Below are 26,391 nucleotides of genomic sequence, written 5' to 3'. Positions count from 1 at the left end.
GGCCGCTGGTGCTTTTCGCACTCGTAGCCTAAAAACCGTCATTCCCGCGAAGGCGGGAATCCAAGTTTGTACGCATTTCGGCAGATCATCGAACTTGGGTTCCCGCCTTCGCGGGAACGACGTATCCACTGCACGTAGCCGTTTAAACGGTCTCGGGCTGCTTCCCGTAATTCTTCTGCACGTAGTTCAGCACGATCGCCTGGAACTCATCCACGATCCGCTCGCCCCGCAGTGTAGCGACCTTTTGCCCATCCACAAAGACCGGAGCCGCCGGCGACTCGCCGGTACCCGGCAGCGAAATGCCGATGTTGGCGTGCTTCGATTCGCCCGGACCGTTGACGATACAGCCCATCACGGCCACGTTCATCGCTTCCACGCCCGGATAGGTCTTCTTCCATTCCGGCATCTGCTCGCGCAGGAAGGTCTGGATGTTGTCGGCCAGTTCCTGGAACACGGTCGAGGTGGTGCGGCCGCAGCCCGGGCAGGCGATCACCATCGGCGTGAACTTGCGCAGGCCCATGGTCTGCAGGATTTCCTGGCCGACCACGACTTCCTTGGTACGGTCGCCGCCCGGTTCCGGGGTCAGCGAGATGCGGATGGTGTCGCCGATGCCTTCCTGCAGCAGCACCGACAGCGCCGCGGTCGAGGCGACGATGCCCTTGCTGCCCATGCCGGCCTCGGTCAGGCCCAGGTGCAGCGCGTAGTCGCAGCGCTTGGCCAGTTCGCGGTAGACGGCGATCAGGTCCTGCACGCCGGAGACCTTGCACGACAGGACGATCTGGTCGCGCCGCATGCCGATTTCCTCGGCGCGCTGGGCGTTCTCGATGGCCGAGGTGATCAGCGCTTCGTACATGACGGCCTGGGCGGTCCACGGCTGGGCGCGCGCGGCGTTCTCGTCCATGATGCGCGCCAGCAGCGACTGGTCCAGGCTGCCCCAGTTGACGCCGATGCGCACCGGCTTGTCGTAGCGGATCGCGGTCTCGATCATCTGGGCGAACTGGGTGTCGCGCTTGGCGCCCTGCCCCACGTTGCCCGGGTTGATGCGGTATTTCGACAGCGCCTGGGCGCACTCCGGATAGTCGCGCAGTAGCAGGTGGCCGTTGTAATGGAAGTCGCCGACCAGCGGCACATCGACCTCCATGCGGTCGAGCTGTTCGCGGATGTGGGGCACGGCGGCGGCCGCGGCCGGGGTATCGACCGTGATGCGCACGATCTCGGAACCGGCGCGCGCCAGCTCCTTGACCTGGATCGCGGTGCCGATCGCGTCGGCGGTGTCGGTATTCGTCATCGATTGCACGACGACCGGGGCATTGCCGCCGACCCAGACCTTGCGCGCGCCGTGCTGGACCAGCACGCCGCGGCTTTCGCGGCGCAGCAGCGGACCCGAGGGGATGGGCGTGTTGGAAGAATTCATAGTACGTATTCCGCTTGTTTGCTCGTTATTGCAGGTTCACACGGGCCAGGGTCTTGCCCGGCACCGCCGGCAGCGATACCGCAGTGCCGCGCAGGGTTGCCGACACGCCGCTAGGATTGCCGACGGTCAAGCGCACCGGACCGGCTACATTGACGGTTTCCGTGCTGCCGCCCTTGACCAGGCGCGAAAACAGCGGCGCGCCGCCTTTCGCCGGCCGTACTTCGATCCACGAATCCTCGCGTACGTTCAATACCAGCGCGTTGGCGCCGGCGGCTGCCGGGGCGGCCACGGCCGCTGCAGCCGGTGCCTGGGTGGCCGCCGGGGTCGCAGGCGCGGCCGGCACCGTGGTCGGCGGCGCGCCGGTCGCGCTGGTGTTCGGCACGTTGACGACAGGACCGGGGGCGGATGCCGCGGCGACCGGCGCCGCAGCCGGTGCAGCGCTGTTCGGCGACGGCACCGAAATCAGCGGCACCGACGGGTTCTGCAGGGTTTCGACAGTGCTGCCGTTGGCGCTGTCAGTGGCGACGCTGGTGGCGACCGTTGCGCTGGCGCCATTGGTGCCATTGGCTGCCGGCGCCGCCTGCTCGCTGCTGCGCATCGGCACCACGCCGAAATGCCAGGCCGCGGCGGCGGCGGCCACCACCACGACCGCGCCAGCGATCCAGCCCAGCGGCAGCGAGGAACGCTTGCCGTGCAGCGGGAAGCGCGATTCGGAGAACGAGGCCGGGGCCGGACGGCGTGTCGCCGCTGTAGTGGCGCTGAGATCGGCCGCCGCCGGGACGTCCATCTCGATCTGGGCCACCAGCGGCACCGGATCCAGCTTCATCAGCTTGGCGTAGGCACGCACGAAACCGCGCGTCACGGCCGGACTCGGCAGCGACCCGTAGTCGCCGGCTTCCAGCGCCACCACCTGGCGCACGGCCAGTTTCAGTTGATCGGCGACCTGCTCCACCGACCAGCCCATCGCTTCGCGATGCGCGGCCAGGGTCTTGCCCGGGATGCCATGCTGGTTGTCGGGCGTCGTTGGCTGTTCTGCACGCTCGGAACTCATTGTCGTTGTCTCACTCATTAAATGCACCGCGCTCGAACGCCGCGTACTCAGGCGAACCGGGGAAGCGCTTGCGCAGCTGGGCCGCCAGCGACGCTTCCGAATCCCGCTCGCCCACCATGCGCTTGACTCGGATGGCCAGCCACAGTTCGTCGGCCGACAGCGTGTCGAGCTTGGCTGTCTCCGTCAGGCGGTTGATGAAAAACCCGGCGCGATTGCGGTCGCGCCGCTCGAAATAGACCCGGGCCAGGCCGGCGTTGGTGGCCGCCAGGTCGGGTTCGTAACGCAGCGCATCGAGCAGGTAGCGCTCGGCGGCGTCGACATTCTTCATCTTCAGGCTGCAGTTACCGGCATTCACCATGGCCTTGACCGGCGAGCCGTACGCCGGATGCTTCAGCGCGGTCTCGAAATAGGTCATGGCCTGGGCCGGCTTGCCGCCGGCTTCGCACAGGAACAGCCCGTAGTTGTTGGACAGGTCCGGATTGCGCGGCGCCAGGCGCAGCGCGTGCCGGTAGTTTTCATCGGCCAGGGCGTTCTCGCCCATGGCGGCATAGATCAGTGCGCGGAAGCCGTAGGCGTCGGCATAGTTCGGGTCGGCGGCAAGCGCCTGCTTGACCTCGTCCAGCGCGATCTCGTATTTGCGGTCCTGGTAGTAGCCGACCGCGAGCTGCAGCCGGATCTGGGCGCGCTTTTCGGTGGCGGTCTGGTCGGACGCCGTCCTCAGCTCGCGTGGCGACTCGCCCGCCGGACCGCCGGCGCAGGCCGACAGCAGGGTCAGGGCCAGCGCGGCCAGCGCTGCGGAAGCGACACGTCCGGCCGACGCCGCCATCAGGAAGTGATCTCCACGATCTTGCCGAAGTTGGCACCGAACTTTTGCTGGTACTCGGCCATCTTGCTCATGCGCTCGGCGACGCGGGTGCGGTCCTGCACTTCGCCGGCCAGCTGGCCGCAGGCGGCGTCGATGTCGTCGCCGCGCGTCTTGCGGATGGTGGTGACCAGGCCGGCATCCATCAGGATCTGGGCAAAGGCCTTGATGCGCGGGTTCTTGGAGCGCAGCAGGCCCGATTCCGGGAACGGGTTGAACGGAATCAGGTTGAACTTGCAGTTCAAGCCGACCACCGGATCGTTGACCAGCGCGATCAGTTCGCGCGCATGCTCGTCGGTGTCGTTGACGCCGTCCAGCATGCAGTACTCGAAGGTGATGAAGTCGCGCGGCGCGAATTCCAGGTAGCGCTTGCACGCCGCCATCAACTCGCGCAGCGGGTACTTCTTGTTCAGCGGCACCAGGCCGTCGCGCAGCGGATCGTTCGATGCGTGCACCGAGACCGCCAGCGCCACCGGGCATTCCTGGCTCAGCTTGTCCATCATCGGCACCACGCCCGAGGTCGAGACGGTCACGCGGCGGCGCGACAGGCCATAGGCGTTATCGTCCAGCATCAGCTTGAGCGCGGTGACGGTCGGATCGAAGTTCAGCAGCGGCTCGCCCATGCCCATCATGACCACGTTGGTGATCTGGCGCTCGCCCTTCGGGCCCGGCTCGATGCCCTTGGTACGGCGCAGTTCGAACTCGGCCATCCACAGCTGGCCGATGATCTCGGCCACGGTCAGGTTGCGGTTGAAGCCCTGCTTGCCGGTCGAACAGAAGCGGCAGTTGACGGCGCAGCCGGCCTGGGTGCTGATGCACAGCGTGCCGCGCGTCTCTTCCGGGATGAACACGGTTTCGACGGCGTTGCCGTTGCCGACGTCGACCAGCCACTTGCGGGTGCCGTCGCTCGAGGTGTTGTCGCTGATGATGCTCGGCCCGCGCACTTCGGCGCGGGTTTTCAGTTTTTCGCGCAGCGACTTGGCCAGGTCGGTCATGTCGTCGAAATTCGCGACGCCGAACTGGTGGATCCAGCGCTGCAGCTGTTTGGCACGGAAAGGCTTCTCCCCCAACTCGGCGCAATAGGCGACGAGCTGCGCGGGATCGAAGTCCAGCAAGTTGGTGAGAGTTGCCATTTTCGAATCCTGTATCTTCAAAATAAGTTCCGCCCGCCGGGCTCTGCGAGCATGGGCGAGCGGGATAGTGCGATGTTAAGCCAGCCGGGGCCAGCCAAACAAAAAAAGTTTGTTACCAGATTAACGCGAGTAGACGTTCAGTGCCGGGAAGTAGTAGGCGATTTCGACGGCTGCGGTTTCAGCAGCGTCCGAACCGTGCACGGCGTTGGCATCGATGGAGTCGGCGAAATCGGCGCGGATGGTGCCCGGCTCGGCTTTCTTCGGATCGGTCGCGCCCATCAGGTCGCGGTGAGCGGCAATCGCGTTTTCGCCTTCCAGCACCTGGATCATGACCGGACCCGAGATCATGAAGTTGACCAGGTCTTTGAAGAACGGACGTGCCGAGTGCACAGCGTAGAAGCCTTCGGCTTCGGCTTGCGACAGCTGGGCCATGCGGGCAGCAACGATCTTCAGGCCGGCGCCTTCGAAGCGGCTGTAGATTTGACCGATCACGTTCTTTGCGACGGCGTCAGGTTTGATGATCGACAGGGTGCGTTCGATTGCCATGTAAAAACTCCAATAAAAAGAAAGGTTTAAATCTTGAATTGAGGACTCAATCAACCTTCTATTTTAGCATAGTTCGACTGCTTGACCGATATTGCGCTGCTTCTATCCAAGATGTTAGAGTGGCATCGGTAAATACCCCGCCTGCCGATGCTTAGGCCAGACTTAATCGTTTGCCCATGCACTGTTGACGGCGGGGTCAGTCCCCATATGGGGTGCAAAGCGAATCTTCCAACGGAGGTATCAATGATTCCTAGCCTGCAAAAACCGTACGGCGGCGTAGCCACCCAGGCCGCGCGCAACCGTGTCGTCCGCAACACCTATTGGCTGCTGGCACTGTCGATGATACCGACCGTGTTCGGCGCCTATCTCGGCGTGACCACCGGGCTGTTCATGCCGCGCGGTATCATGGGCATGCTGCTGTTCTTCGCCATCGCGTTCGGCTTCATGTTCGCGATCGAAAAGACCAAGAACTCGGCCGCCGGCATACCGGTACTGCTCGGCTTCACCTTCTTCATGGGCCTGATGCTGGCCCCGTTGCTGCGCCATACGCTCGGCTTCGCCAATGGTCCGGCGCTGATCATGGGCGCCTTTGCCGGCACCTCGGCGGTGTTCGCCGTGATGGCAACGATCGCCACCGTGTCCAAGCGCGATTTTTCGGGCATGGGCAGCTGGCTGTTCGCCGGCACCATCGTGGTGCTGCTGGCCATTGTCGCCAACGTGTTCCTGCAGATCCCGGCCCTGCACCTGGCCCTGCTGGTGATGGTGGTGGGCATCTTCTCGGCCTGGCTGCTGTTCGACGTGCAGCGCGTGGTGAATGGCGGCGAGACCAACTACATCACCGCCACGCTGTCGATCTACCTCGACATCTACAACATCTTCACCGCCCTGCTGCAGTTGCTGGGTATCGGTTTCGGTAACCGTGACTAAGCGCGGCTAAGCGCGACGGGGCATTCCGATGCTGATGATGAAGCCGGCTTTCGAGCCGGCTTTTTTTATTTTATTGTCAGAATCCAACCGCCGTGCGTAGAATAGCCGCTTGCTCCATCCTCCCGACCTGAATGCCGCGTAGCCTTGTCCACCTGTTGCTGTCGCTGCTGCTGCTCGTTTCGCAGCAGTTGTCGGTCGGTCACGGCTATACGCACTGGTCGGAATTCCGCGATACGCTGGCCCAGTCGCTCGACGATGGCCAGCGCGACGGCAAGCCGCAGAAACCCGGCCTGCACGACCTGTGCGGCCAGTGCGCCGCCAGTGCCCAGGTCGCGTTCGCGCTGCCGACCACGGTGCGCCGTTTCATTCCCGCCGAGCTGGCGTATGCCGCGCCCTCGCTGCCGCCTACCGCCGGCGTCTGCCTGCAGACCGAGTGCGCCTTCCAGCCGCGCGGCCCGCCCCGAGCCTGATAACCCTGCATCCCTTTTAACAGTTTGCTCCTCCACGCTGCCCGCAAGACGCGGGCGGCGCGGAACGTTATCCATTTGCTCGAGGTTTATCAACATGAAGATTCAACGCACGCTGCTCGCCAGCGCGATCCTGCTCGCCTTCCAACCGCTGGCTTTCGCCGCCAACCCGGCCGATGACGCCGATCCGCAGACGCAGACCGTTAGCGAAGGCAAGATCCAGCAGGTCATCGTCACCGCCAATCCGCTGCGCAGCGGTGAAGGCGACCAGATCCTGACCCCGGCCAAGGTGCTGGCCGGCGACGAGCTGCGCGACAAGGTCGGCAGCTCGCTCGGCGAAACCCTGCAGGGCGAACTCGGGGTCTCGGCCTCGGCCTTCGGCGCCGGCGCCTCGCGTCCGATCATCCGCGGCATGGAAGGCTCGCGCGTCAAGATGCTGGAAAACGGCATGGCGACCTCGGACGTGTCCGGCCTGTCGAACGACCACGCGGTCGCCTCCGAAGGCGCGGTGGCGCGCCAGATCGAGATCCTGCGCGGCCCGGCCGCCCTGCTGTACGGCTCGGGCGCCATCGGCGGCCTGGTCAACGTCGTCAACGAGCGCATCCCGACCGAGCTGGAAGCCAAGCCGATCGGCCAGGTCGAAAGCCGCTACAGCACGGTCGACAACGGCCGCAACCTGTCCGGCTCGATGGACGGCGCGGTCGGCAAGCTGGGCCTGCACGTCGACGGCAACTGGCGCGAGACCAACGACTATCAAATCCCCGGCAACCGCGTGCTGGACGACCCGGCAACCAGCGTGGACCGCCTGCCGAATTCCGCGACCCGCAACCGCAGCATCGGCGCCGGCGCCTCCTGGATCGACGACTGGGGCTATGCCGGCTTCTCGGCCTCGCACCTGTCGAACCTGTACGGCATCCCGACCGAGGAAGGCTCGCGCATCGACCAGCGCCAGAATCGCTACGACTTCGACACCCTGGTGCATACTCCGCTGCAGGGCCTGGAAAGCGCGCGCTTCAAGGCCGGCTTCACCGATTACCGCCATGCAGAGCTGGAGAGCGACGGCACCCCGGCAGTCATCTTCACCAACCGCTCGTTCGAATCGCGCCTGGAACTGACCCACAAGCCGTTCAGCCTCGGCGCAATGAACCTGCACGGCACCTTCGGCGTGCAGACCGAGAATACCAACTTCTCGGCCCTCAGCCCGGAAGGCGGACCGGACACGGTGCCGGTCACCCACTCGACCTCGCAGGCGGCCTTCCTGGTCGAAGAAAGCGCCATCGGGCCGGTGCGCCTGAATGCCGGCGCGCGCTACGAAAACGTCAAGCGCGAACCGGTCGGCAACCGCGAGCGCAGCTTCGACCTGGGCTCCGGTTCGGTCGGCGCGCTGTGGCCGTTCATGCCGGGCTACAGCGTGGGCGCGACCCTGTCCTACGCCCAGCGCGCCCCGGCCACCGACGAGCTGTACTCGGGCGGCCCGCACGACGCCACCCTCACCTTCGACATCGGCGACCCCGATCTCAAGAAGGAAGTCTCGCGCAACATCGAACTGTCGATGCAGAAGACGACCGGCCTGGTGCGCTGGAAGGCCAACCTGTTCCGCAACAACGTCACCAACTTCATCTACGGCCATGTCACCGACGCCTTGCTGGACGAGGATGGCAACGCCGGCGGCGAATTCCGCCAGCGTATTTTCGAACAGGCCAAGGCCCACGTGCAGGGCGGCGAAGCCGAGCTGACGTATAACGAAACGGGCATGGGCTGGAACGGCCGCCTGTTCGCCGACACCTCACGCGGCCAGCTCGACGAGGGCGGCAGCCTGCCGCTGCAGCCGGCCGACCGCATCGGCGCCGCCGCCGGCTACCGCCAGGCCGACTGGCGCGCCGGCCTCAGCTGGACCCACGCGCGCGGCCAGGAGCGCCTGGCCGCCTTCGAGAGCACGCCGACGCCGGCCTACAACCTGGTCGACGCCAACCTGTCGTACACCCAGCACCTGGCGCAGACCGACCTGACCTGGTTCCTGCTGGCGAAAAACCTGCTGAACCAGGACATCCGCCTGTCGACCTCGCTGCTCAAGGATATTTCGCCGCTGCCGGGCCGGAATTTCGTGTTCGGCGTACGCGCAAAGTTCTAAAACTGTGGCATGATCGGCATGTCGAATTGCTAATCGTGCTGTCTTAAACACCAGAACATCGTCATGACCGCCTATTCGCCCGAGGCATGTTGTATTCCTCGGGCGGCATCGGCAATTCTTGCGTGGCAAATGTATATTTTTGCCGAGCGCGTTCCGAATCGTGCTTTTAAGAATAAAATGACTGTTTTCAGCCCATGGAGCACCCGACATGGAAGCTGCAACCCGCGCTTTTCACTTCCTCGGCAGCACCGGTGCGATCCGTGCCGGCTACCACACCCATGACTGGGCTGGCTGCGCCATCGGTCCGCCTGCCTGCTGGAGTCCCACGCTGTCCAACGCGGCCAGCCTGATCCTCGAATCGGAATTCCCGATGTACGTGGTGTGGGGTCCGCAACTGACTTTCCTGTACAACGCCGCCTTCGCCGCCCTGCTCGACAGCCGCCATCCCCAGGCGCTCGGGCAACCGCTGGCCGAGGTGCTGCCCGACCTGTGGCCGGGCGTGAAGCCGCTGATCGAACGCGCGCTGGGCGGCCATCCGACCTACGGCGAAGACGTCCCCTGCCCGGTGTACCGCGACGGCCGGCCGGCCACCGGCTGGTTCACGCTGGCCTACTCGCCGCTGCGCGACGAAAAGGGTTTCGTACGCGGCGTGCTGTGCGTGACCAGCGAAACCACCCAGCGCGTGCAGCTCGAGCGCCGCAACGCGCTGCAGCTGCAGGTGGTCGACACGCTGCGGCGCCTGCACCATCCGTCCGACATCATCGAAACCGCCTGCGCGCTGATCGGCAAATACCTGCAGCTCGACAATGCCTGCTACGTCGAGGCCGACGAAGAGAGCGGCAGCTTCGAGGTGGTGCACGACTGGCACCGCACTGCGCAGGTCGCGCCCTCGATGACCGGCCGGCTGGCACGCCTGGACGACTTCGGCGTGTCGACGCTGGCACTGCTGCGCACCGGCGCACCGCTCGCGGTGCACGACACCGAAGGCGACGGCCGCCTGCCGGAACGCGGGCCGCGCTATGCCGCCGCCGGCGTGCGCGCGATGCTGGCGCTGCCGCGGGTGCGCCGCAACGAACTCAAGGCCGCGCTGGTCGGCTATTCGAACACGCCGCGCGAATGGGACGAGGAAGCCCAGCGCGTGGCCGCCGACATCGCCGAGCGCAGCTGGGAAGCGCTGGACCGCGTGCGTGCCGAGCAGGCGCTGCGCGACGCCGTGGCGCGCCAGACCACGCTGCTCGACATGAACGAGTTCCGCCTCGAGCTGTCCGACGTGCTGCGCCGCCTCGACGACCCCGCGCGCATCTTCGCCGAGACCGGCGCCATGCTGGGCCGCTTCCTGCAGGTCAGCCGGGTGCTGTACGGCGACTACGACGCCGACAAGGGCCTGGTCACCTTCCACTCGAACTACACCGACGGCATCGTTGCCGAGCTCACCGGCACCTTCCCGACCTCGCTGTTCGGCAATGGCAACTACACCGCGCTGGCGCACGGCACCTGGGTCTCGAGCGACCTGCAGCGCGACACCCGTACCAACGGTCCCGATATCTGGGCCAACTATGCGGCGCTGCAGGTGCGCTCCGGCGTGACCGTGCCGATCACCCGCAACGGCGCCCTCACCGCCTGCCTGCTCATCCAGGACAATCTGCCGCGCGTGTGGAGCGCCGACATCGTGCGCCTGATCGAAGACGTGGCCGAACGCTCCTGGAGCGCGGTCGAACGCGTGCGCGCCGAGGAAGCGCTGCGCCTGGCCGACCGCCGCAAGGACGAGTTCCTCGCCATGCTGGCCCACGAATTGCGCAACCCGCTGGCCCCGATCTCGGCCGCGGCCCAGCTGCTGAACATGGGCACGCCCGATAGCGCGCGCATCGAGCGCACCAGCGCCATCATCGCGCGCCAGGTGACCCACATGACCGGCCTGATCGACGACCTGCTGGACGTCTCGCGCGTCACGCGCGGACTGGTGGTGCTGGCGCGCGACGAGATCGACCTGCGCCGCGTGATCGCCGACGCGGTCGAGCAGGTGCGTCCGCTGATCGAGGCACGCCACCACCAGCTGACGCTGCGCATGCCGCCGGAGGGCGACGCCGCCTTCGTCCAGGGCGACTACAAGCGCCTGGTGCAGGTGCTGGCCAACATGCTCAACAACGCCGCCAAGTACACGCCGGAAAACGGCCGCCTGGCGATCGGCCTCGACCTGACCCGCGACCAGGTGCTGCTCAGCGTCGCGGACAGCGGCATCGGCATCTCGGCCGACCTGCTGCCGACCGTGTTCGACCTGTTCTCCCAGGCCGAGCGCACGCCGGACCGTGCCCAGGGCGGACTCGGGCTGGGCCTGGCCCTCGTCAAGAGCCTGGTCGAGCTGCATGGCGGCATGGTGACCGTCGCCAGCGCCGGCCGCCACCAGGGCAGCGAATTCACGCTGCGCCTGCCGCGCCGGCAGGGCGGCGACAGCGTCGAGGAAGCGCCGCCGACGACTGCGGCGCCGGCCGCCGGCAGCCACCTGAACCTGATGCTGGTGGACGACAACGTCGATGCCGCCCTGACCCTGGGCCTGCTGCTGGAATCCGGCGGCCACACGGTCACCGTGGTGCACGACCCGCGCGACGCCCTGGCCCGCGCCGCGCGCCAGTCCTTCGACGGCTTCCTGCTCGACATCGGCCTGCCCGGCATGAGCGGCTACGAACTGGCACGCCGCCTGCGCAAGGCGGGCGCGCACGAGGCGCTGCTGGTGGCGATCACGGGGTATGGACGGCAATCGGACCAGGGCGGCGCCGATGGAGCCGGGTTCGATCACTACTTCGTGAAGCCGGTGGATCCGGCGGGCTTGTTCGAGGTGCTGGCGGCGCGGGCGCGGGTGGGCCGTACGGCGTGAGCCGAGCTACCGTCTCTTCTCCCATTACCCCATGAACGTCGCCCCCGCGAAGGCGGGGGCCCAAGTTTTGCATGCGCTGTCGAAACGCGCGCAACTTGGGCCCCCGCCTGCGCGGGGGCGACGTGCTTATGCTGCGTATTGTGGTTGCGTACGAAGCTGCGTCAAGCCTCCTGCCCACCCTGCTCCCTCACCTCCGGCGCCAGGAACTCCCGCGGCTGGAAATCCTCCACCAGATCGAACACCCCGATCGACTCCACGTGCGAGGTATGCGGGAACATGTTCGCGATCCCCGCCTTGCTCAGCTTGTACCCCGCGCGGTGCGTCAGGATGCCGGTGTCGCGTGCCAGCGTCGCCGGGCTGCACGACACGTACACGATGCGCTTGGGCAGCAGTTCCGGGTTCGACAGGCGCAGTTCGGCCAGCGCCCCGGCGAGGGCCACGGCGCCGTCGCGCGGCGGGTCGACCAGCATGCGGTCGAACTTGCCGAGGGCGATCAGGTCGTCCTTGGTGATCTCGAACAGGTTGCGCGTCGAGAAGCTGGTTTTATCCGACAGGCCGTTGGCACGGGCGTTTTCCAGCGCGCGCGTGGTCAGCGCGGTGCTGCCTTCGATGCCGACCACTTCGCGCGCCTGGGTCGCCAGCGGCAGCGTGAAATTGCCGAGGCCGCAGAACAGGTCGGCCACGCGGTCTTCCGGCTGCACTTCCAGCAGGCGCAGCGCCTTGGCCACCAGCAGGCGGTTGATCTGGTGGTTAACCTGGGTAAAGTCGGTCGGCTTGAACGGCATGCGGATGCCGAATTCCGGCAGCGTGTAATACAGTTCCTTCTTGTTCGGGTAGTACGGATGGGCCGTGTCAGGCCCCTTCGGCTGCAGCCACCATTCGACGTTCCACTGGTCGGCGAAGGCCTTGACCAGCGTTTCATCGGCCGAGCTCAAGGGCGCCATGATGCGCAGCACCAGCACCGTGCTTTCCTCGCCCACCGCCAGCTCGATCTGCGGCATCTGCTGGTAGATCGACAACGACGCCACCAGTTCGCGCAGCGGCACCAGCATCTTCGCCACGTGCGGCGGCACGATGTAGCAGTTGGTCATGTCGGCCACGTAGCTGGAATGGCGCTCGTGGAAGCCGACCAGCATGCCGCCCTTCTTGGCCACGTGGCGCACCGACAGGCGCGCGCGGTAGCGGTAGCCCCAGGTCGGGCCGTACATCGGGCGCATCACGTTCTCGGCCTTGGTCTTGCCGATATGCCACAGGTTATCTTCGAGCACGCGCTGCTTCATCGCGACCTGGGCCGACGGCTCCAGGTGCTGCATCGAGCAGCCGCCGCAATGCCAGAAATGCTCGCACTTCGGCTCGACGCGCATCGACGACGCCTTTTGCAGGGTCACCATGCGGCCCGCTTCCCAGTTCTTCTTCTTGCGCGTGGTCTCGAAACTGACGCGCTCGCCCGGCAGCGCGCCTTCGACGAAGATCACCTTGCCCGGCGAGCCGTCTTCGTTCTCCAGGTGGCCGACGCCGCGCGCGTCCATGTCGAGGGATTTGATGTTGATGAAGGTTTCTTGCATGGGATAGAAGAAAGCAAAACAGGAAGACGAAAGCCGATGAACCGCACCATCAAGCAACGTCGTCCCTGCGGAGGCAGGGACCCAAGTTCGGTGCGTAGCCGAGGCAATTGTCAGCACTGCTTTGCGAAACTTGGGCCCCTGCCTTCGCAGGGGCGACGACTCTGACGCGTGTTCAAAAGAAAACTGGCCATTCCGGCCAGCCAAACATCATAGCAAGGAATCGCGCAAGACGCCACGGGCAGCCATGGCCCGTTTCAGCTTGACCAGGGCTTCCTGCTGGATCTGGCGCACCCGCTCGCGCGTTACGCCCATCTCTTCGGCCAGGGTCTCGAGCGTGGCCGGGTCGTCGTTGTCGAGGCCGAAGCGGCGCATGACCACCACGCGCTGCTTGTCGGGCAGCTTCTGCAGCCAGTCGCGCACCAGCAGCGTCATTTCGTGCTGCTCGGCCTGCGCATCCGGGCTGACGTCGCCGTCGTCCGGCAGCATGTCCATCAGGCTGCTCTGCGGGTCGTTGTCGAGCGGGGCGTCGAGCGAGGTGGCGTGTTCAGATAGCGCCAGGATGTCCTGCACCTCTTCCACCGGCCGCCCGACCAGGCTGGCGATGTCTTCGGCGCTGGCTTCCTTGCCGTCGTGGTGCTGGGCTTCGAGGTGGTATTTGGCGCGCAGGATCTGGTTCAGCTCGCGCACCATGTGCACCGGCAGGCGCACCGTGCGCGCCTGGTTCATGATCGCGCGCTCGATGCTCTGGCGGATCCACCAGGTGGCATAGGTGGAAAAACGGAAACCGCGCTCCGGCTCGAACTTGTCGATGGCGCGCATCAGGCCGATGTTGCCTTCTTCGATCAGGTCGAGCAGGACCACGCCGCGGTTGATGTAATGCTTGGCGATCGAGACCACGAGCCGCAGGTTGTGCTCGATCATCTTCTGGCGCGCGGCGAAGTCGCCGGCCTTGGCCAGCGTCGCGACCTGCACTTCCTGCTCGGCCCCGAGCAGCGGCTTGGCGCCGATGCGGTTCAGGTAATGCTGGGTGGTGTCGGTCGAGAGCTCGGCCTGGAGCACGCTTTTCAGCTCGTCGACGCCTTCGGCGCTGCCCTCGTTCAGGAGCTCGGCGCGGCCGGCGCCATCCGCCCCGGGTTCGCCGTCGTCCAGCGCCCCATCCGGAACATCATCCGGCGTATCTTCGTCCAGCGGATCGGGCGGCTGCGTCATTGGGCCTCTCTAGCGACTGGGCAGGAACTTCGACGGATCGACCGGCTTGCCCTGCTGGCGTATCTCGAAATGGAGTTTGACCGTGTCGGCATCCGAATTGCCCATTTCCGCAATGGCCTGGCCCTTGGCCACGTTCTGACCTTCCTTGACCAGGATCGAGCGGTTATGCGCGTAAGCCGACAGCAGACTGTTGCTGTGTTTGACGATTACGAGATTACCATATCCGCGGATGCCACTGCCGGCGTACATCACCTTTCCGGCGCCGGCGGCCATCACTTGCTGTCCCGGCCTGCCCGCGATGTCGATGCCCTTGTTCTTGCCTTCGTCAAACGTGGCGATGATGCGGCCATCTGACGGCCACATCCAGCTCAGCTTTTCGTCGTCGCTGGCGGTCACGGTGCTGCCGGCCGCCAGTGCGCCGCTGGCCGGCCGCTCGACCGCCTTCGGCGCCGGTGCCTCATCCTTGTCGGCCTCCGCCAGGCTGGATTCGGAATACGGCTTCTTGTCGCCGCGCGGTGCGGCCTTCCTGGGGATGGCGGCCGGCTTCTCGGCGCCGGGCATGGTGATCGGCGAGGTCACCATCGCGGTGCTGCCCGCATTGCCATTGCCGTTGCCGCTGCCATTGCCATTGCCGTTCGGCGGCACCACGCGCAGCACCTGGCCGACCTTGATGTCGTCCGGGTCGCGCAGGTTGTTCCAGGTTACGAGGTCGCGGTAGTTCTGGCCGTGGTCGAAGGCGATGCGCAACAGGGTGTCGCCGCGGCGCACGGTATAGCTGCCCTTGGCATCGACATGATCTTCGCTGGCGGGCGCCGGCGCGGGAGATGGCGCCGGGCGATAAGGGCGATAATTCGACGCGGAAGCCGTCGGACGGTCAACGACGGGCGCCTGGCGGGTCGGGGTGCTGCAGGCGGACAGGACGCCAAGGCAGAGGGTCAGCAGGGCTAAGCGGGGTGTTGGTTTCATTCTCTCTGTTTCTGTTACAACGTTCTGGCATGCTCAGGCGGTGCCTGGCCGCAACGGAACGAAATGGCAGGCCTCCAGCGTTTCGCTGGTCCATTCCGATGTGCCGGTGCGGATGATGCGCTGCAGGTGCTGGACATGGGCGCCGAGGGGCGCCACCAGTCGGGCACCGATGGCCATCTGCTCGAGCAGTGCGCGTGGCACCTCGAGTCCGGCCGCAGCAAGGATGATGGCATCGAAGGGCGCCACCTGCGGCAGCCCTAGCATACCATCTCCGTACTGCAAACGCAGATTGGCGATGCGCAAGGGTCTCAGGTTGGCCTTGGCCAGCTCGTGCAGCGGCTTGATGCGCTCGATCGAATACACCTCCTGGGCCACGCAGGACAGCACCGCCGCCTGGTAGCCGCAGCCGGTACCGATCTCGAGCACACGGCGCAGCGGATGGCCCCTGCCGCGCAGCAATTCGATCATGCGCGCCACGATGTAGGGCTGCGAAATCGTCTGGTTGTGGCCGATCGGCAGCGAGATGTCGGCATACGCCTGGGCCGACATGGCCGGCTCCAGGAACAGGTGGCGCGGCACCATTTCGAGCGCGCTCAGGACCTGCGGGTCCTTGACGCCCTGGCGCGCCACGCGCTGGGCCATGGCACGGCGCGGCGCCTCGGTCGCCATCAGGTCGGAGCGCGGCAGCGCGGTCTGGGTTTGCGGCTGCACCTGGCTCTTGGCCGGTCCGGCCGGGCCGGGCGCGGGCTGCACCGGGGCACGCGTGGCGGCGCCCTGGCTGTTGCTGCGCGCGTTTTGCGTGGCGGTCTGCGGGGTCGCGATCGGCGCCCGCTCGACCGGTTTGCGCGTGACGGGTCCGGTCACGGACGACAGCGGCAAGGGAAAATTGCTGCGCTTTTCGCTCATGGTTGGCTCATCCCAGGCTGCTCCGCAGCAGCGCCAGCTGCTCGCGGTGGGTCAGGTCGACTTGCAGGGGGGTGACCGAGACCCGGCCCTGGGCGGTCGCGTGGAAATCGGTGCCCTCGCCGGCGTCGCGGCAGGCGCCGGGCGCGCCGATCCAGAAGATTTCGCGGCCGCGCGGATCCTGGCCGCGGATCACCGGTTCCGACTGGTGGCGGCGGCCCAGGCGGGTCGCGGTAAGCGGTCCCATCTGCTCGTACGGCAGGTTGGGAATGTTGACGTTGAGCAGGAACGGCGCCTCGACCTGGTCGAAGCGGCGCAGCACGATGTCGCGCGCCACCCTGGCCGCCGATTCCACCTCGGCCCAGCCGGAATGGACCTGGGAAAACGCGATCGCCGGGATGCCGAACAGGAAAGCTTCGGTCGCGGCCGCGACCGTGCCCGAATACAGGGTGTCGTCGCCCATGTTCTGGCCGTTGTTGATGCCGGACACGACCAGGTCGGGACGCATGTCGAGCATTCCGGTCAACGCGATGTGCACGCAGTCGGTCGGGGTGCCATTGACAAAATAAAAATCATTTGCAGCCTTCGACACCGACAGTGGACGGTCGAGCGACAAGGAGTTGGACGCGCCCGAGCGGTTGCTGTCGGGAGCGACCACCACAATGTCGGCAACCGCCGCGAGCGCTTCGGCCAGGGCGTTGATGCCGGGGGCGAGATAGCCGTCGTCGTTACTGATAAGGATACGCATGCAGCGATTTTACCTGAAGCAACGCTCGGAGCGATCTACCCCGCTGCACATTTATTGCTCAACCGGGCACCAGCGGCCGTCCGCCGGCGGCCCGGATCAAGGCCCCTTCCAGCGAATGCACCTCGTCCTGGGTGAATGCCAGCAAGGCGTCCTTGTCGCCTTCCTGCAAATAGACCTGCTTGATCATGGCCGCCCCGCGCCGCCGTAGCGGATGCGCCACACTCGGACGCAGGATGCTGGTGCGCAAGCTATCGGCCAGCGCCCGCGCCTCGTGCGGACTGCGGTTGTCGATCAGTTCCTGCAGGCGCGACAGCTTGTCGTCGAGGGCATCGGCGCCTGCTGCGGCCGCGCCGGCCTGGCTGCCGGGCACGCCGTCAGCGCCGCGGCGGACGCCTGGATGGCCGCGTTTTCCCTCCTCCATCGCATGCAAGCCTACTTCCAACGCGACCACGTGCTGTTCGATCCGGCGCGCCGCTTCCAGTTCGCCCTGCTGCCCGAGGTAGGATTGGCCCAGGCGGGCCAGCTCGCGCACCAGGGCCGGGGCCTGGGGGTCGGCGGCGCGCTCGTGCAGCGCGTCGACCGCCTGAACCAGGCGCACCTCGGCCAGCGGACGCCAAGGAAAGTGCCCCGGCTCCAGCCATTCGAGCAGGGCCTCGATGCTGCGCACCGGGCCGAGCCGCCCGCCGGACACCTGGGAGCGTCCGGCCGGCAGGGCCATGCCGACCAGGCCGGACTGGGGCAGCTGCACTTCGTCGAGGTAGCTGTCGAGCGACACGCTGGAGACACCGTAGCAGGCGCTCAGCAGCTTTTCCAGCGCCGGCTGGTAGGCCGGTCCGGTGGGTCCGGCTGGCCCGACATCCCGGTCCCGGTCCCTGTCGCGGCAATGGGCGTCGCCGTAGCGCCAGCGCAGGCGCGCCTCGCCGGCCGCGTCGATCGGGCTCGGCAGCGGATACACCAGCAGCGGCCGCTGCTCGTCCTCGTGGCTGCAGCGGTAGTCGAGGGCACGCGCGACCACGCCCTGCAGGCCGTCGAGGCTGCGCGGGTCGGGCGTGAACAGGCCGACCATCTTGTCCGCCAGCAGCGCGGTGCAGACGCTGGTCGCGGCCGAGCGCCCGCTGCGGCAGTCGATCAGCACGTGAACGAACCGCTGTTTCAGGTGCATGGCAAAGCTGCGGAACAGCGCCGGGCAGGCGCAGAACAGCGCGTCCCAGTCGAGCCGGTCGGCGCGCTCGCCATAGCTGTCGTCGAAGCGGCCGGCGCGCATCAGGTACAGCGGGCGGCCATCGTCTACCCGTTCGATGTGGGCATCCCAGTCGATGCTGTCGAGCACGTGCGCGGCCAGCGCCTCGGTGTCGTCGCCGAAGCCGCGCCCCGGCGCACGCAGGCGGTCGCGGCAGGCCTCGAACAGTTCGAGCACGCCGCTGCGCCCGGGGGCGGCGGCGTCCTGGGTGCGCGGAAAATAATGGTGCAGGCCGGGGCCCTCGAGGTCCCAGTCGATCATCAGCACCGGCGTCCGGGCGTGCTTGCGGCCGGCCAGGAGCCAGCCGGCATGCGCGAGCGCCTGGCTGCGCACGGCGGCGCTATCATAGGAATAGAACGTCGTCACCTCGCCGGTCTTCATGGCCTGCGACCCGGCGGCCGGCCCTCCGGCGGCCGACATACCGGTGATGCGGTTGGTTTCCATAAGGCTCCTCATTTTTTTGGGAAGGTTGGATCCGGACTCTCGCGCCAGGGAGGTGGGACATCGGGAAGCACGAATTGGTTGCAGTCGTACCCCGGGGGCATGCTTTTTTTCTGGTAGTGGTAGTGCGTGACGATACGCTTGACCATACGGTCGATATCCGGGAGGAAGTCCGGATTCGACTTGAGGTCGGCGGTCGCCATCGTGTAACGCGAGAAATCGACGTAGAACGAATCGGTGATCTGGGGCGGCAGGCCATCCGGGTGCTGGGTCATGATGACCGGGATGATCAGGCGGCTGGGCAGCGTGTACCACTTGCTGCGCTCGGCCTCGAGCCGGCGCATGGCCGCATACTCGCGGCGCGTGTAGGCATGCGCTTCGTACTTGGGCGTGTAGATCAGCACCATGCAGACGCTCTCGCACATTGCGCGTGCGATCTTGCGGTCGAGGTCGTCCCCGCCGCCGAGCTGCTCGACATCGACGAAGAGCTCGTCTTCGTTGTCGAAATACGGTTCCAGATAGCAGCGCAGCGCATCCGCCAGCGTGGCCTTGAAACGCTGCATCAGCTCATGCCGGCCATGGGCATAGCTGAAAAAACAGCCGTAACGAATTGCCATTGCACCCCCTTAATTTTGCCTGCCGGTGTCAGCCGCAGGCCAGGACCTGCTGACTTTAGCAAGTCATTCATGGTGCATCTTGTGGGGGCACAAGTGGAAAGGTTACTAGGGGTCGGAGCCCGGTTTTGCTTTCAAAGGGCTCTGACCCGGGTTCTCAGCCGCACGGTATGCAACTGCCGACAACTCCGGGGTCAGAGCCCCTGAGAGTCAGAACCGGGCTCTGACCCCTGCGGTTGCTTGAAGAAATCGATGACGTCGGACTGCACCCGGGTCCGCCTGAACGGCGGCAGGCTCTGCCAGATACGGCGGCCATACGGCTTGCTGATCACGCGCGGATCGCACAGCATCAGGACGCCGCGGTCCTCGACGTCGCGGATGAGGCGGCCGGCGCCCTGCTTCAGGTTGATGATGGCTTCCGGCAAGGTGTGATGGACGAAGCCGTTCATGCCCTTCTTTTCCATCACTTCGATGCGCGCGGCCAGCACCGGGTCGTCCGGCGGCGCGAACGGCAGCTTGTCGATGATCACCAGCGACAGCGCCTCGCCGCGCACGTCGATGCCTTCCCAGAAACTCTGGCTGCCGACCAGCACCGCGTTGCCGGCGGTGCGGAAGGAATTCAGCAGCTCGGTGCGGCCGCGCTCGCCCTGCACGAACAGGGGGAACTCGAGGCCGCGCTCGGCGAACTCGGTGCGCAGGCGTTCGGCCACCCGGTTCACCGCGCGCAGCGTGGTGCACAGGAAGAAACAGCGCCCGCCGGCGGCCTCGATGACCGGCAGCGCCATGTCGACCACGGCGTCGGTATAACCCATGGTGTTCGGTTCAGGCAGGCCGGTCGGCACATACAGGATGCCCTGCTGCTGGTAATCGAAGGGGCTGGGCCAGCTGACCGCGGGCTCGCCGGTCATGCCGAGCTGGGCGCTGAAATGCTTGAAGTCGTTCTTCACCGCCAGCGTGGCCGAGGTGAAGATCCAGCTGCGTGGCGTGCCGGCACGCTGGCCGGCAAAGATCGGCGCGATCGACAGCGGGGTCTTGTGCAGCTGCAGCGCGGAAGCAAAGGCTTCGACCCACAGCACGGCGTCATCGCCCTCGACCTCTTTGCCCTTCTTCGGTTCGCTCTTCCAGGATTTATATTGTTCCAGCAGCTCGACCGCGCGCACGCGGCACTGCTCCAGCGTCTCGGCGCGCTCGGCATTTTCCTCGAGCACGTCGACCAGGCCTTCCAGCTCTTCCTTCAGCTTGGCCAGTGCTGGGAAGAAATCCGAGCTCGGCGGCAATTGCGGCAGCGACAGACGGGTGCTGCCTTCCGGGAAGGTCAGGCGCAGGTCGCGCGCCGCCTTTTCGACCACCATCACGGTCTTGGCCCAGTCGGGGCCGCCGCGCGCATGCGCCAGGCCCTCGGCCAGCACGTCGCGGCACAGTTCCAGCACCTGCGAGGTCGAGACCGAGGTGCCGAAGAACATGGTCGCCACTTCCGGAAGCTGGTGCGCCTCGTCGAAGATGATGGTGTTGGCGGCTGGCAGCAGCTCGCCCATGCCACCCTCTTTCAGGGCGACGTCGGCAAAGAACACGTGGTGGTTGACCACGACCACGTCGGCCTGCTGGGCTTCGCGGCGCGCCTTCATCACGAAGCAATCCTGGTAGTACTGGCATTCCTGGCCGACGCAGTTCTCGCGCGTCGACGTCACCAGGTTCCATACCGATGCGGTTTCCGGCACCTTGGTCAATTCCGCCTTGTCGCCGGAATTGGTCATCTTCATGAAGCGCGAGATTTCGCGCAGGTGGCCGACGTCGTCGCGCGAGGTCAGGCGTCCGTTCGACAGCGTGCGTTCCAGGTTGTAATGGCAAACGTAGTTCGAGCGGCCCTTCAGCAGCGCGACCGAGACCGGCGCCCGCAGCGCGTTGCGCACGGTCGGGATATCGCGCGAGAACAACTGGTCCTGCAGGTTCTTGGTACCGGTCGAGACGATGGTCTTGCCGCCCCACAACAGTGCCGGCACCAGGTAGGCGAAGGTCTTGCCGGTGCCGGTGCCGGCCTCGGCGATCAGGGTGCCCTGCTTGCCGATGGCGTCGGCGATCGCCTTGGCCATTTCGGTCTGCGACTGGCGCGGACGGAAGGTCCCGACGGCAGGCGCGAGCGGGCCGCCCGCACCGAAGATGCGGTCGACTTCCTCGTCGTATTTGCCGGGCGCCTGCGTGCCCATCAGTTCGGGCAGCTGGTCGGGCGATGGCGCCGCTGGCGCGGGAGGAACGGGTTCGCCTGCGGCGATGCCGGGCACGGGGAGATGATCGGTCAAAATTTTTTAGAACGAAAACAGGGACGTAAGAAAAACTATGCAGGGACGTCCGGAACTAACTGCATCTTCAGCAGCGTAATGTGGTCCTTGAGTTGCAGCTTGCGCTTCTTCAGGCGACGCAACTGCAACTGGTCGGCATGCCCGTCGCGGGTCAGCATGTCGATGACGGCGTCGAGATCGCGGTGTTCCACGTCGAGTTCGATAATACGGCGCTGGATCTCCTGGACGTCGATCATGGTATGCAATTCCGGACAGTTTGAGTAAAGACAGGGGTGGGAAGACAGCGGGCCGCGGCATGGGGGAGCGCGCGCATCGATATCGTAATGGCTTGCAACACTGGGGCAAACCAGTGCATAGTTTAATCTACCCCGGCGTTGCCGCCAACAAAGTTCGGCAAGCCGGTATCGGAAAGCCACGTTATGACTTCATACAAGATAGAAGCGGGAACCGCGCAGCACCTCGGCAACCGCCCGCAGCAGAACGACCGGGTGGCGCTGATGGGCGGCGCCCGCGCGCCGGGCTATGTACTGGCGGTCCTGTCCGATGGCCTGGCGGGCGCGGCCGGCTCGGAACAGGTCCTGCATACCGCCAAACAGGTGTTCGACGAATTCAAGCCGGGCGACCGTCCGTCCATCGAACGCCTCGCGCAGGTGCTGCGCGACATCGTGCAGGAGACCCATACCGTCATCAAGATGAACGCGGTGGCGGCGCAGGCCGAGGCCCACGCCAGCTTCGTCGGCCTGGTGCTGAGTCCGCATGGCGACGCGGTCTGGGCGCACGTCGGCGACTCGCGCCTGTATCACTTCCATGACGCCAGGTGCATAGCGCGCACTGGCGACGGCGCCTACGTCGAGCACCTAGTGGGGAGCGACCGCCTGCCGCTCGAATCGGCCAGGAACCATCGCAAATCCAAGCTGCTGCTGAATGTACTGGGCAATGGACGCAAGGATCCCTTCGTCACCGTCGGCCACCATGCCGGGCTGGCGCCAGGCGACGTATTCCTGCTGTGCTCGGATGGCTTGTGGCACTTCTTCACTGATGCCGAGCTGGGCGCGGCGACCGCGCGGGCGACGCCGCGCCAGGCCTCCGAGATGCTGATCGACAAGGCGGCCGAACGCTCGCAAGGCAAGTGGGGCAATTGCAGCATGGCCATCGTCAAGCTGGTCAAACCGGTGCTGGACGACGGCGGACACGCGCAAGCACGTGGGTAGGTGGACGCGGACGGCGAGTCGGGTTCCCCGTCCACGCGGTGGTACTACCTGCTACTTCGGCTGCGCAACCTTGGCTTTTTGTTCTGCCTCTTTGGCTGCCTTGGCAGCCTTCTCCGCCTTGCGCTCGGCCACGCGGCGCTGGCGCTCTTCCGACTCGGCCTTGCGCTTCTCGTAGGCGCGCACGTTGCCGGCGCGTTTGGCGGCGCCGGCGGCTTCCTTCTGCTGGGCTTCGCGCAGGCGCGCATCGCGCTCGGCGACCCTGGCCGGCACGGTCGACTTGCGCGGCGCCGGCAGCGGTGCCACCGCGGGTGCCGGCTTGGCCGGCTGGGTGGCCAGGCGTGCTTCCTCTGCCTGGAAGCGCTTCTCGGCTTCGGCCATGTTGCGGTCGCGTTCCTCGACCACGGCCTGGCGCTTGTAGTGCGCGGCCTGGACTTCGATCGCCCGCTGGTCCGCCAGCGCGCGGCGGCGCGTGTCCTTGGCTTCGTCGAGACAATTGTTAGTGAAGAATTTGCTGTAGCAGACGCGCTCGCGCTCGGCATAGCGGGCTTCGATCGCGGCGCGTTCGCGCGCCACGGACGCCAGCTGCTGGTCGGCCTGGGCGACCGAGGTCACCGGCGGCGGCGGCGTCTCGCGCGCGACCGGCTCGGGACCGGCGCAGGCCGCCAGGGCCAGGCTCAAGGTCAGGGTCTGGGCAGCCAGGAGGGCGCTGCGCAGTATCGGTTCGGGTTTCATCGGTTCCTCTTGTTGGGCCCTGGTTAATCGGTCACGCCAGTGCGTCGGCGGCGCCGCGGCGCTCGGCCAGCATGTATTCGCGCGACTGCATCTCAATGATACGCGACACGGTACGGTGGAACTCGTTCGCCATCGAACCCTGGGTGTACAGCTGGTCCGGCGGCACCTCTGCCGACATCAGGAGCTTGACCTTGTGGTCGTAGAACACGTCGATCAGCCAGGTGAAGCGGCGCGCTTCCGACGACATCGAGGCCGACATGCGCGGGATGCCGGACAGGATCACGGTGTGGAAGCGGCTGGCCAGTTCCAGGTAGTCGTTCTGCGAGCGCGGACCGCCGCACAGGGTCTGGAAGTCGAACCAGATCACGCCGCCGGCACGGCGCAGCGCGCGGATCTCGCGCTGCTCGATGCGCATGCGCGGGTCTTCGTCGGCGGTGTCGGCCACCTTGGCATAGGCGTCGCGCAGGGCGTGGTCGCTGGCGGCGTTGAGCGGCGTGTAATAGGCCTCGACCTGTTCCAGCGCGCGGTGGCGGTAGTCGATGCCGGCATCGACGTTCATCACGTCCAGCTTGTCCTTCAGCAGCGCGATGGTCGGCAGCATGCGGTCGCGGTGCAAGCCATCCGGGTACAGCTTGTCCGGGTCGTAGTTCGAGGTCATCACGAAGGAGACGCCGTACTCGAACAGCTTGGACAGCAGGTTGTACATGATCATCGCGTCGGCGACGTCGTTGACGTGGAATTCGTCGAAGCAGATCAGACGGTATTTCTTGGCGATGCGCTTGGCGACTTCGACCAGCGGATCCTCCACGCCCTTCAGCTCGTCCAGTTGACGGTGCACGGCGCGCATGAATTCGTGGAAGTGCAGGCGCGTCTTGCGCACCACTGGCACCACCGAATAGAAGCTGTCCATCAGGAAGGACTTGCCGCGCCCCACCCCGCCCCACATGTAGACGCCCTGCGGGACGTCGGGACGGTTGATCAGGCGCTTGAAAGCGGACGACCGCTGGGCCTTGTAATTTACCCAGTCGTCGTACGCCTGCTGCAGGCGATCCACTGCGCGCTGCTGGGCAGCATCGGACTTGAAGCCGCGTTCGGTCAGCGCGTGCTGGTAATACTCTTGGACATTCATGGGATGTTCTATCAAAACGTAGGGTGGGCACCCGTGCCCACGCGGACGCCGGCCATGGCGCAAGCTTCCGCGTGGGCACCGGGTGCCCACCCTACAACGGCAGATGCCGTCCTGTTGCTTAGAAGTTCAGCGAACGCTTGTCGACGGCCAGCGCGGCTTCCTTGGTGGCTTCCGACAGGGTCGGGTGCGCGTGGCAGATGCGGGCGATGTCTTCGGCCGAAGCCTTGAACTCCATCGCGACCACGGCTTCCGAGATCAGCTCGGAAGCGACCGGGCCGACGATGTGCACGCCCAGGATCTCGTCGGTCGCGGCATCGGCGATGACTTTCACCATGCCGGTGGTGTCGCCCAGCGCGCGCGCACGGCCGTTGGCCATGAACGGGAAGGTGCCGGCTTTATAGGCCACGCCATCCTTCTTGAGCTGCTCTTCGGTGCGGCCAACCCAGGCGATTTCCGGCGAGGTGTAGATCACCCACGGAATGGTGTTGAAGTTGACGTGGCCATGCTGGCCGGCGATGCGCTCGGCAACCGCGACGCCCTCTTCTTCCGCCTTGTGCGCCAGCATCGGGCCGCGCACGACGTCGCCCACTGCCCAGATGCCCGGCACGCCGGTACGGCACTCGTCGTCGACGGCGATGAAGCCGCGCTCGTCGAGCTGCAGGCCGACCGACTCGAAGCCCAGGCCGTTGGTATTCGGCACGCGGCCGATCGAGACGATCAGGCGGTCGAAGGTGGCGGTCTGCGCGGTGCCGGCAGCGTCGCTGTACTCGACGGTGACGTCATTGCCGCGATTGGTGATCGCGCCGATCTTGACGCCCAGGTGGATCGCCAGGCCCTGCTTGGTGAAGGCCTTCTGCGCTTCCTTGGCGATCTGCTGGTCGACCGCGCCCAGGAAGGCCGGCAGGCCTTCCAGCACGGTGACGTCGGCGCCCAGGCGGCGCCAGACCGAACCCATTTCCAGGCCGATCACGCCGGCGCCGATCACGCCCAGCTTGCCCGGGACGGCATCGATGGCCAGCGCGCCGGTGTTCGACAGGATGATCTTCTCGTCGAACGGTGCGCCCGGCAGTTCGCGCGGGTTCGAGCCGGTGGCGACGATCACGTTCTTCGCGGTCAGGGTGTCGGTGGCCGGACCGGTGACGTTGACGGTGAAGCCTTCGCCAGCCTTGCCGGCCAGGGTGCCGCGGCCGTGGAAGAAGGTGACCTTGTTCTTCTTGAACAGGTAGACGATGCCGTCGTTGTTGGCCTTGACCACGCCGTCCTTACGCTTGAGCATCTGGCCCAGGTCGAGTTGCAGGCCCTGCACGTTGATGCCGTGCTCCTTGAACGCATGGCCGGCGTGCTCGAAGTGCTCGGACGACTGCAGCAGCGCCTTCGACGGGATGCAGCCGACGTTGGTGCAGGTGCCGCCCAGGGCCGGACCGCCCTTGGCATTCTGCGCCTCGTCGATACAGGCGACCTTGAAGCCCAGCTGCGCTGCACGGATGGCAGCCACATATCCGCCGGGGCCGCCGCCGATCACGACGACGTCAAATTGTTTTTCGGTGCTCATCAATTGTTTCCTTGTGTTCCCGATCTAGCGGGAAATTATTCTTCTGGAACGAAAATCCACAACAACACATAAATCACCGCGCCAAATCCGAATGTGAGGGTGAACAGCACGAATACCAGCCGCCACACCCACGCATCGACACCCGAGGCCCGCGCCAGGCCGCCGCACACGCCGCTCAGCCAGCGGTCGGTGCGCGAGCGGCGCAGGGCATTCAGTTCGGCGCCGAAGCTGCCGGCGCCCGCCGTGCTGCTGGCCTTGTCCAGGCGGACGTTGGCCGACGACAGGATCTTCGCCTTGGCCTGTTCGAATTCGGCATCGGTCAGGGCGCCGGCCTGGTGCAGTTCGTGCAAACGCTTGATTTCATCGGCAATCATGGTGACT

At 66.0% G+C, this 26,391-nt stretch carries 23 protein-coding genes; 5 read left to right on the top strand and 18 right to left on the bottom strand.

Going from position 1 to position 26,391, the window contains the following annotated elements:
* Positions 1-142: 142 nt before the first annotated feature.
* From ispG to ndk, 5 genes are all read right to left on the bottom strand, one after another.
* Positions 143-1,414, bottom strand: coding sequence for a flavodoxin-dependent (E)-4-hydroxy-3-methylbut-2-enyl-diphosphate synthase (gene ispG, locus U1H99_RS06225; protein WP_323140858.1), 1,272 nt, complete (start codon positions 1,412-1,414; stop codon positions 143-145).
* Positions 1,415-1,439: 25 nt separating this feature from the next.
* Positions 1,440-2,465: a RodZ domain-containing protein gene (locus U1H99_RS06220; protein ID WP_323140857.1), complete on the bottom strand. Its 1,026-nt coding sequence runs from the start codon at positions 2,463-2,465 to the stop codon at positions 1,440-1,442.
* A gap of 10 nt (positions 2,466-2,475) precedes the next feature.
* Entirely contained in the window at positions 2,476-3,291 is an 816-nt protein-coding gene (gene pilW / locus U1H99_RS06215) for a type IV pilus biogenesis/stability protein PilW (RefSeq protein WP_323140856.1), read from the bottom strand.
* Positions 3,291-4,460 carry a dual-specificity RNA methyltransferase RlmN gene (rlmN, locus tag U1H99_RS06210; protein ID WP_141833293.1) on the bottom strand — a complete coding sequence of 390 codons (1,170 nt, stop codon included), beginning with the start codon at positions 4,458-4,460 and terminating at the stop codon, positions 3,291-3,293. The genes pilW and rlmN overlap by 1 nt, the downstream gene beginning before the upstream one ends.
* 120 nt (positions 4,461-4,580) lie before the next feature.
* Complete coding sequence (ndk, locus tag U1H99_RS06205; RefSeq protein WP_323140855.1) at positions 4,581-5,006, bottom strand: nucleoside-diphosphate kinase; 426 nt, start codon at positions 5,004-5,006, stop codon at positions 4,581-4,583.
* Positions 5,007-5,249: 243 nt separating this feature from the next.
* On the opposite strand from ndk, the gene U1H99_RS06200 reads away from it, so the two are divergent.
* The 4 genes from U1H99_RS06200 to U1H99_RS06185 all read left to right on the top strand — a co-directional run bounded on the left by U1H99_RS06200 (position 5,250) and on the right by U1H99_RS06185 (position 11,403).
* Positions 5,250-5,933 (top strand): Bax inhibitor-1/YccA family protein, encoded by a 684-nt coding sequence (locus U1H99_RS06200; protein WP_323140854.1) that lies wholly within the window; start codon positions 5,250-5,252, stop codon positions 5,931-5,933.
* Between the two features lie 131 nt (positions 5,934-6,064).
* The gene (locus U1H99_RS06195) at positions 6,065-6,403 is read left to right on the top strand and encodes a hypothetical protein (RefSeq protein ID WP_323140853.1); all 339 of its coding nucleotides are present in this window, start codon (positions 6,065-6,067) and stop codon (positions 6,401-6,403) included.
* A gap of 94 nt (positions 6,404-6,497) precedes the next feature.
* Positions 6,498-8,531: a TonB-dependent receptor gene (locus U1H99_RS06190; protein ID WP_323140852.1), complete on the top strand. Its 2,034-nt coding sequence runs from the start codon at positions 6,498-6,500 to the stop codon at positions 8,529-8,531.
* A gap of 208 nt (positions 8,532-8,739) precedes the next feature.
* The gene (locus U1H99_RS06185; RefSeq protein ID WP_323140851.1) at positions 8,740-11,403 is read left to right on the top strand and encodes a hybrid sensor histidine kinase/response regulator; all 2,664 of its coding nucleotides are present in this window, start codon (positions 8,740-8,742) and stop codon (positions 11,401-11,403) included.
* A gap of 161 nt (positions 11,404-11,564) precedes the next feature.
* Here U1H99_RS06185 and rlmD read toward each other — a convergent pair whose 3' ends face one another.
* From rlmD to U1H99_RS06140, 9 genes are all read right to left on the bottom strand, one after another.
* The gene (rlmD, locus tag U1H99_RS06180) at positions 11,565-12,968 is read right to left on the bottom strand and encodes a 23S rRNA (uracil(1939)-C(5))-methyltransferase RlmD (protein ID WP_323140850.1); all 1,404 of its coding nucleotides are present in this window, start codon (positions 12,966-12,968) and stop codon (positions 11,565-11,567) included.
* Positions 12,969-13,175: 207 nt separating this feature from the next.
* A complete protein-coding gene (gene rpoS, locus U1H99_RS06175) occupies positions 13,176-14,177 on the bottom strand; it encodes an RNA polymerase sigma factor RpoS (RefSeq protein ID WP_323140849.1) in 1,002 nt (333 codons plus the stop codon).
* A 9-nt stretch (positions 14,178-14,186) separates the two neighbouring features.
* A complete protein-coding gene (locus U1H99_RS06170; RefSeq protein WP_323140848.1) occupies positions 14,187-15,143 on the bottom strand; it encodes a peptidoglycan DD-metalloendopeptidase family protein in 957 nt (318 codons plus the stop codon).
* Between the two features lie 33 nt (positions 15,144-15,176).
* On the bottom strand, positions 15,177-16,049 hold the full coding sequence (locus U1H99_RS06165; protein ID WP_323140847.1) for a protein-L-isoaspartate(D-aspartate) O-methyltransferase: 873 nt from the start codon (positions 16,047-16,049) through the stop codon (positions 15,177-15,179).
* Between the two features lie 7 nt (positions 16,050-16,056).
* On the bottom strand, positions 16,057-16,794 hold the full coding sequence (gene surE / locus U1H99_RS06160) for a 5'/3'-nucleotidase SurE (RefSeq protein ID WP_323140846.1): 738 nt from the start codon (positions 16,792-16,794) through the stop codon (positions 16,057-16,059).
* A 58-nt stretch (positions 16,795-16,852) separates the two neighbouring features.
* Entirely contained in the window at positions 16,853-18,478 is a 1,626-nt protein-coding gene (locus U1H99_RS06155) for a hypothetical protein (RefSeq protein WP_323140845.1), read from the bottom strand.
* 8 nt (positions 18,479-18,486) lie between these two features.
* The gene (locus tag U1H99_RS06150) at positions 18,487-19,092 is read right to left on the bottom strand and encodes a toll/interleukin-1 receptor domain-containing protein (RefSeq protein ID WP_141833272.1); all 606 of its coding nucleotides are present in this window, start codon (positions 19,090-19,092) and stop codon (positions 18,487-18,489) included.
* A 191-nt stretch (positions 19,093-19,283) separates the two neighbouring features.
* Entirely contained in the window at positions 19,284-21,293 is a 2,010-nt protein-coding gene (yoaA, locus tag U1H99_RS06145; RefSeq protein ID WP_323141219.1) for a DNA repair helicase YoaA, read from the bottom strand.
* Positions 21,294-21,421: 128 nt separating this feature from the next.
* The gene (locus U1H99_RS06140; RefSeq protein ID WP_036239942.1) at positions 21,422-21,622 is read right to left on the bottom strand and encodes a YdcH family protein; all 201 of its coding nucleotides are present in this window, start codon (positions 21,620-21,622) and stop codon (positions 21,422-21,424) included.
* Positions 21,623-21,805: 183 nt separating this feature from the next.
* On the opposite strand from U1H99_RS06140, the gene U1H99_RS06135 reads away from it, so the two are divergent.
* Positions 21,806-22,597: a PP2C family protein-serine/threonine phosphatase gene (locus U1H99_RS06135; RefSeq protein WP_323140844.1), complete on the top strand. Its 792-nt coding sequence runs from the start codon at positions 21,806-21,808 to the stop codon at positions 22,595-22,597.
* Between the two features lie 51 nt (positions 22,598-22,648).
* Here the strand turns inward: U1H99_RS06135 and U1H99_RS06130 are convergent, their stop codons facing one another.
* From U1H99_RS06130 to U1H99_RS06115, 4 genes are all read right to left on the bottom strand, one after another.
* Complete coding sequence (locus U1H99_RS06130; protein WP_323140843.1) at positions 22,649-23,329, bottom strand: hypothetical protein; 681 nt, start codon at positions 23,327-23,329, stop codon at positions 22,649-22,651.
* Between the two features lie 31 nt (positions 23,330-23,360).
* Positions 23,361-24,458 (bottom strand): cell division protein ZapE, encoded by a 1,098-nt coding sequence (gene zapE, locus U1H99_RS06125; protein ID WP_323140842.1) that lies wholly within the window; start codon positions 24,456-24,458, stop codon positions 23,361-23,363.
* Between the two features lie 118 nt (positions 24,459-24,576).
* Complete coding sequence (lpdA, locus tag U1H99_RS06120) at positions 24,577-26,010, bottom strand: dihydrolipoyl dehydrogenase (protein ID WP_323140841.1); 1,434 nt, start codon at positions 26,008-26,010, stop codon at positions 24,577-24,579.
* Positions 26,011-26,045: 35 nt separating this feature from the next.
* On the bottom strand, positions 26,046-26,384 hold the full coding sequence (locus tag U1H99_RS06115) for a PspC domain-containing protein (protein ID WP_323140840.1): 339 nt from the start codon (positions 26,382-26,384) through the stop codon (positions 26,046-26,048).
* Positions 26,385-26,391 lie beyond the last annotated feature (7 nt).

Origin of the sequence: Massilia phyllosphaerae (assembly GCF_034659755.1) — a bacterium.
GTDB classification, from domain to species: domain Bacteria; phylum Pseudomonadota; class Gammaproteobacteria; order Burkholderiales; family Burkholderiaceae_D; genus Telluria; species Telluria phyllosphaerae.
Note: the sequence above shows the minus strand (reverse complement) of the source record. Positions and strands in the feature narration are given on the sequence as shown.

Coding starts and splice junctions, on each gene's coding strand:
- ispG (WP_323140858.1), bottom strand. CDS start 1,414: ATGAATTCTTCCAACACGCCCATCCCCTCGGGTCCGCTGCTGCGCCGC.
- U1H99_RS06220 (WP_323140857.1), bottom strand. CDS start 2,465: ATGAGTTCCGAGCGTGCAGAACAGCCAACGACGCCCGACAACCAGCAT.
- pilW (WP_323140856.1), bottom strand. CDS start 3,291: ATGGCGGCGTCGGCCGGACGTGTCGCTTCCGCAGCGCTGGCCGCGCTG.
- rlmN (WP_141833293.1), bottom strand. CDS start 4,460: ATGGCAACTCTCACCAACTTGCTGGACTTCGATCCCGCGCAGCTCGTC.
- ndk (WP_323140855.1), bottom strand. CDS start 5,006: ATGGCAATCGAACGCACCCTGTCGATCATCAAACCTGACGCCGTCGCA.
- U1H99_RS06200 (WP_323140854.1), top strand. CDS start 5,250: ATGATTCCTAGCCTGCAAAAACCGTACGGCGGCGTAGCCACCCAGGCC.
- U1H99_RS06195 (WP_323140853.1), top strand. CDS start 6,065: ATGCCGCGTAGCCTTGTCCACCTGTTGCTGTCGCTGCTGCTGCTCGTT.
- U1H99_RS06190 (WP_323140852.1), top strand. CDS start 6,498: ATGAAGATTCAACGCACGCTGCTCGCCAGCGCGATCCTGCTCGCCTTC.
- U1H99_RS06185 (WP_323140851.1), top strand. CDS start 8,740: ATGGAAGCTGCAACCCGCGCTTTTCACTTCCTCGGCAGCACCGGTGCG.
- rlmD (WP_323140850.1), bottom strand. CDS start 12,968: ATGCAAGAAACCTTCATCAACATCAAATCCCTCGACATGGACGCGCGC.
- rpoS (WP_323140849.1), bottom strand. CDS start 14,177: ATGACGCAGCCGCCCGATCCGCTGGACGAAGATACGCCGGATGATGTT.
- U1H99_RS06170 (WP_323140848.1), bottom strand. CDS start 15,143: ATGAAACCAACACCCCGCTTAGCCCTGCTGACCCTCTGCCTTGGCGTC.
- U1H99_RS06165 (WP_323140847.1), bottom strand. CDS start 16,049: ATGAGCGAAAAGCGCAGCAATTTTCCCTTGCCGCTGTCGTCCGTGACC.
- surE (WP_323140846.1), bottom strand. CDS start 16,794: ATGCGTATCCTTATCAGTAACGACGACGGCTATCTCGCCCCCGGCATC.
- U1H99_RS06155 (WP_323140845.1), bottom strand. CDS start 18,478: ATGGAAACCAACCGCATCACCGGTATGTCGGCCGCCGGAGGGCCGGCC.
- U1H99_RS06150 (WP_141833272.1), bottom strand. CDS start 19,092: ATGGCAATTCGTTACGGCTGTTTTTTCAGCTATGCCCATGGCCGGCAT.
- yoaA (WP_323141219.1), bottom strand. CDS start 21,293: ATGGGCACGCAGGCGCCCGGCAAATACGACGAGGAAGTCGACCGCATC.
- U1H99_RS06140 (WP_036239942.1), bottom strand. CDS start 21,622: ATGATCGACGTCCAGGAGATCCAGCGCCGTATTATCGAACTCGACGTG.
- U1H99_RS06135 (WP_323140844.1), top strand. CDS start 21,806: ATGACTTCATACAAGATAGAAGCGGGAACCGCGCAGCACCTCGGCAAC.
- U1H99_RS06130 (WP_323140843.1), bottom strand. CDS start 23,329: ATGAAACCCGAACCGATACTGCGCAGCGCCCTCCTGGCTGCCCAGACC.
- zapE (WP_323140842.1), bottom strand. CDS start 24,458: ATGAATGTCCAAGAGTATTACCAGCACGCGCTGACCGAACGCGGCTTC.
- lpdA (WP_323140841.1), bottom strand. CDS start 26,010: ATGAGCACCGAAAAACAATTTGACGTCGTCGTGATCGGCGGCGGCCCC.
- U1H99_RS06115 (WP_323140840.1), bottom strand. CDS start 26,384: ATGATTGCCGATGAAATCAAGCGTTTGCACGAACTGCACCAGGCCGGC.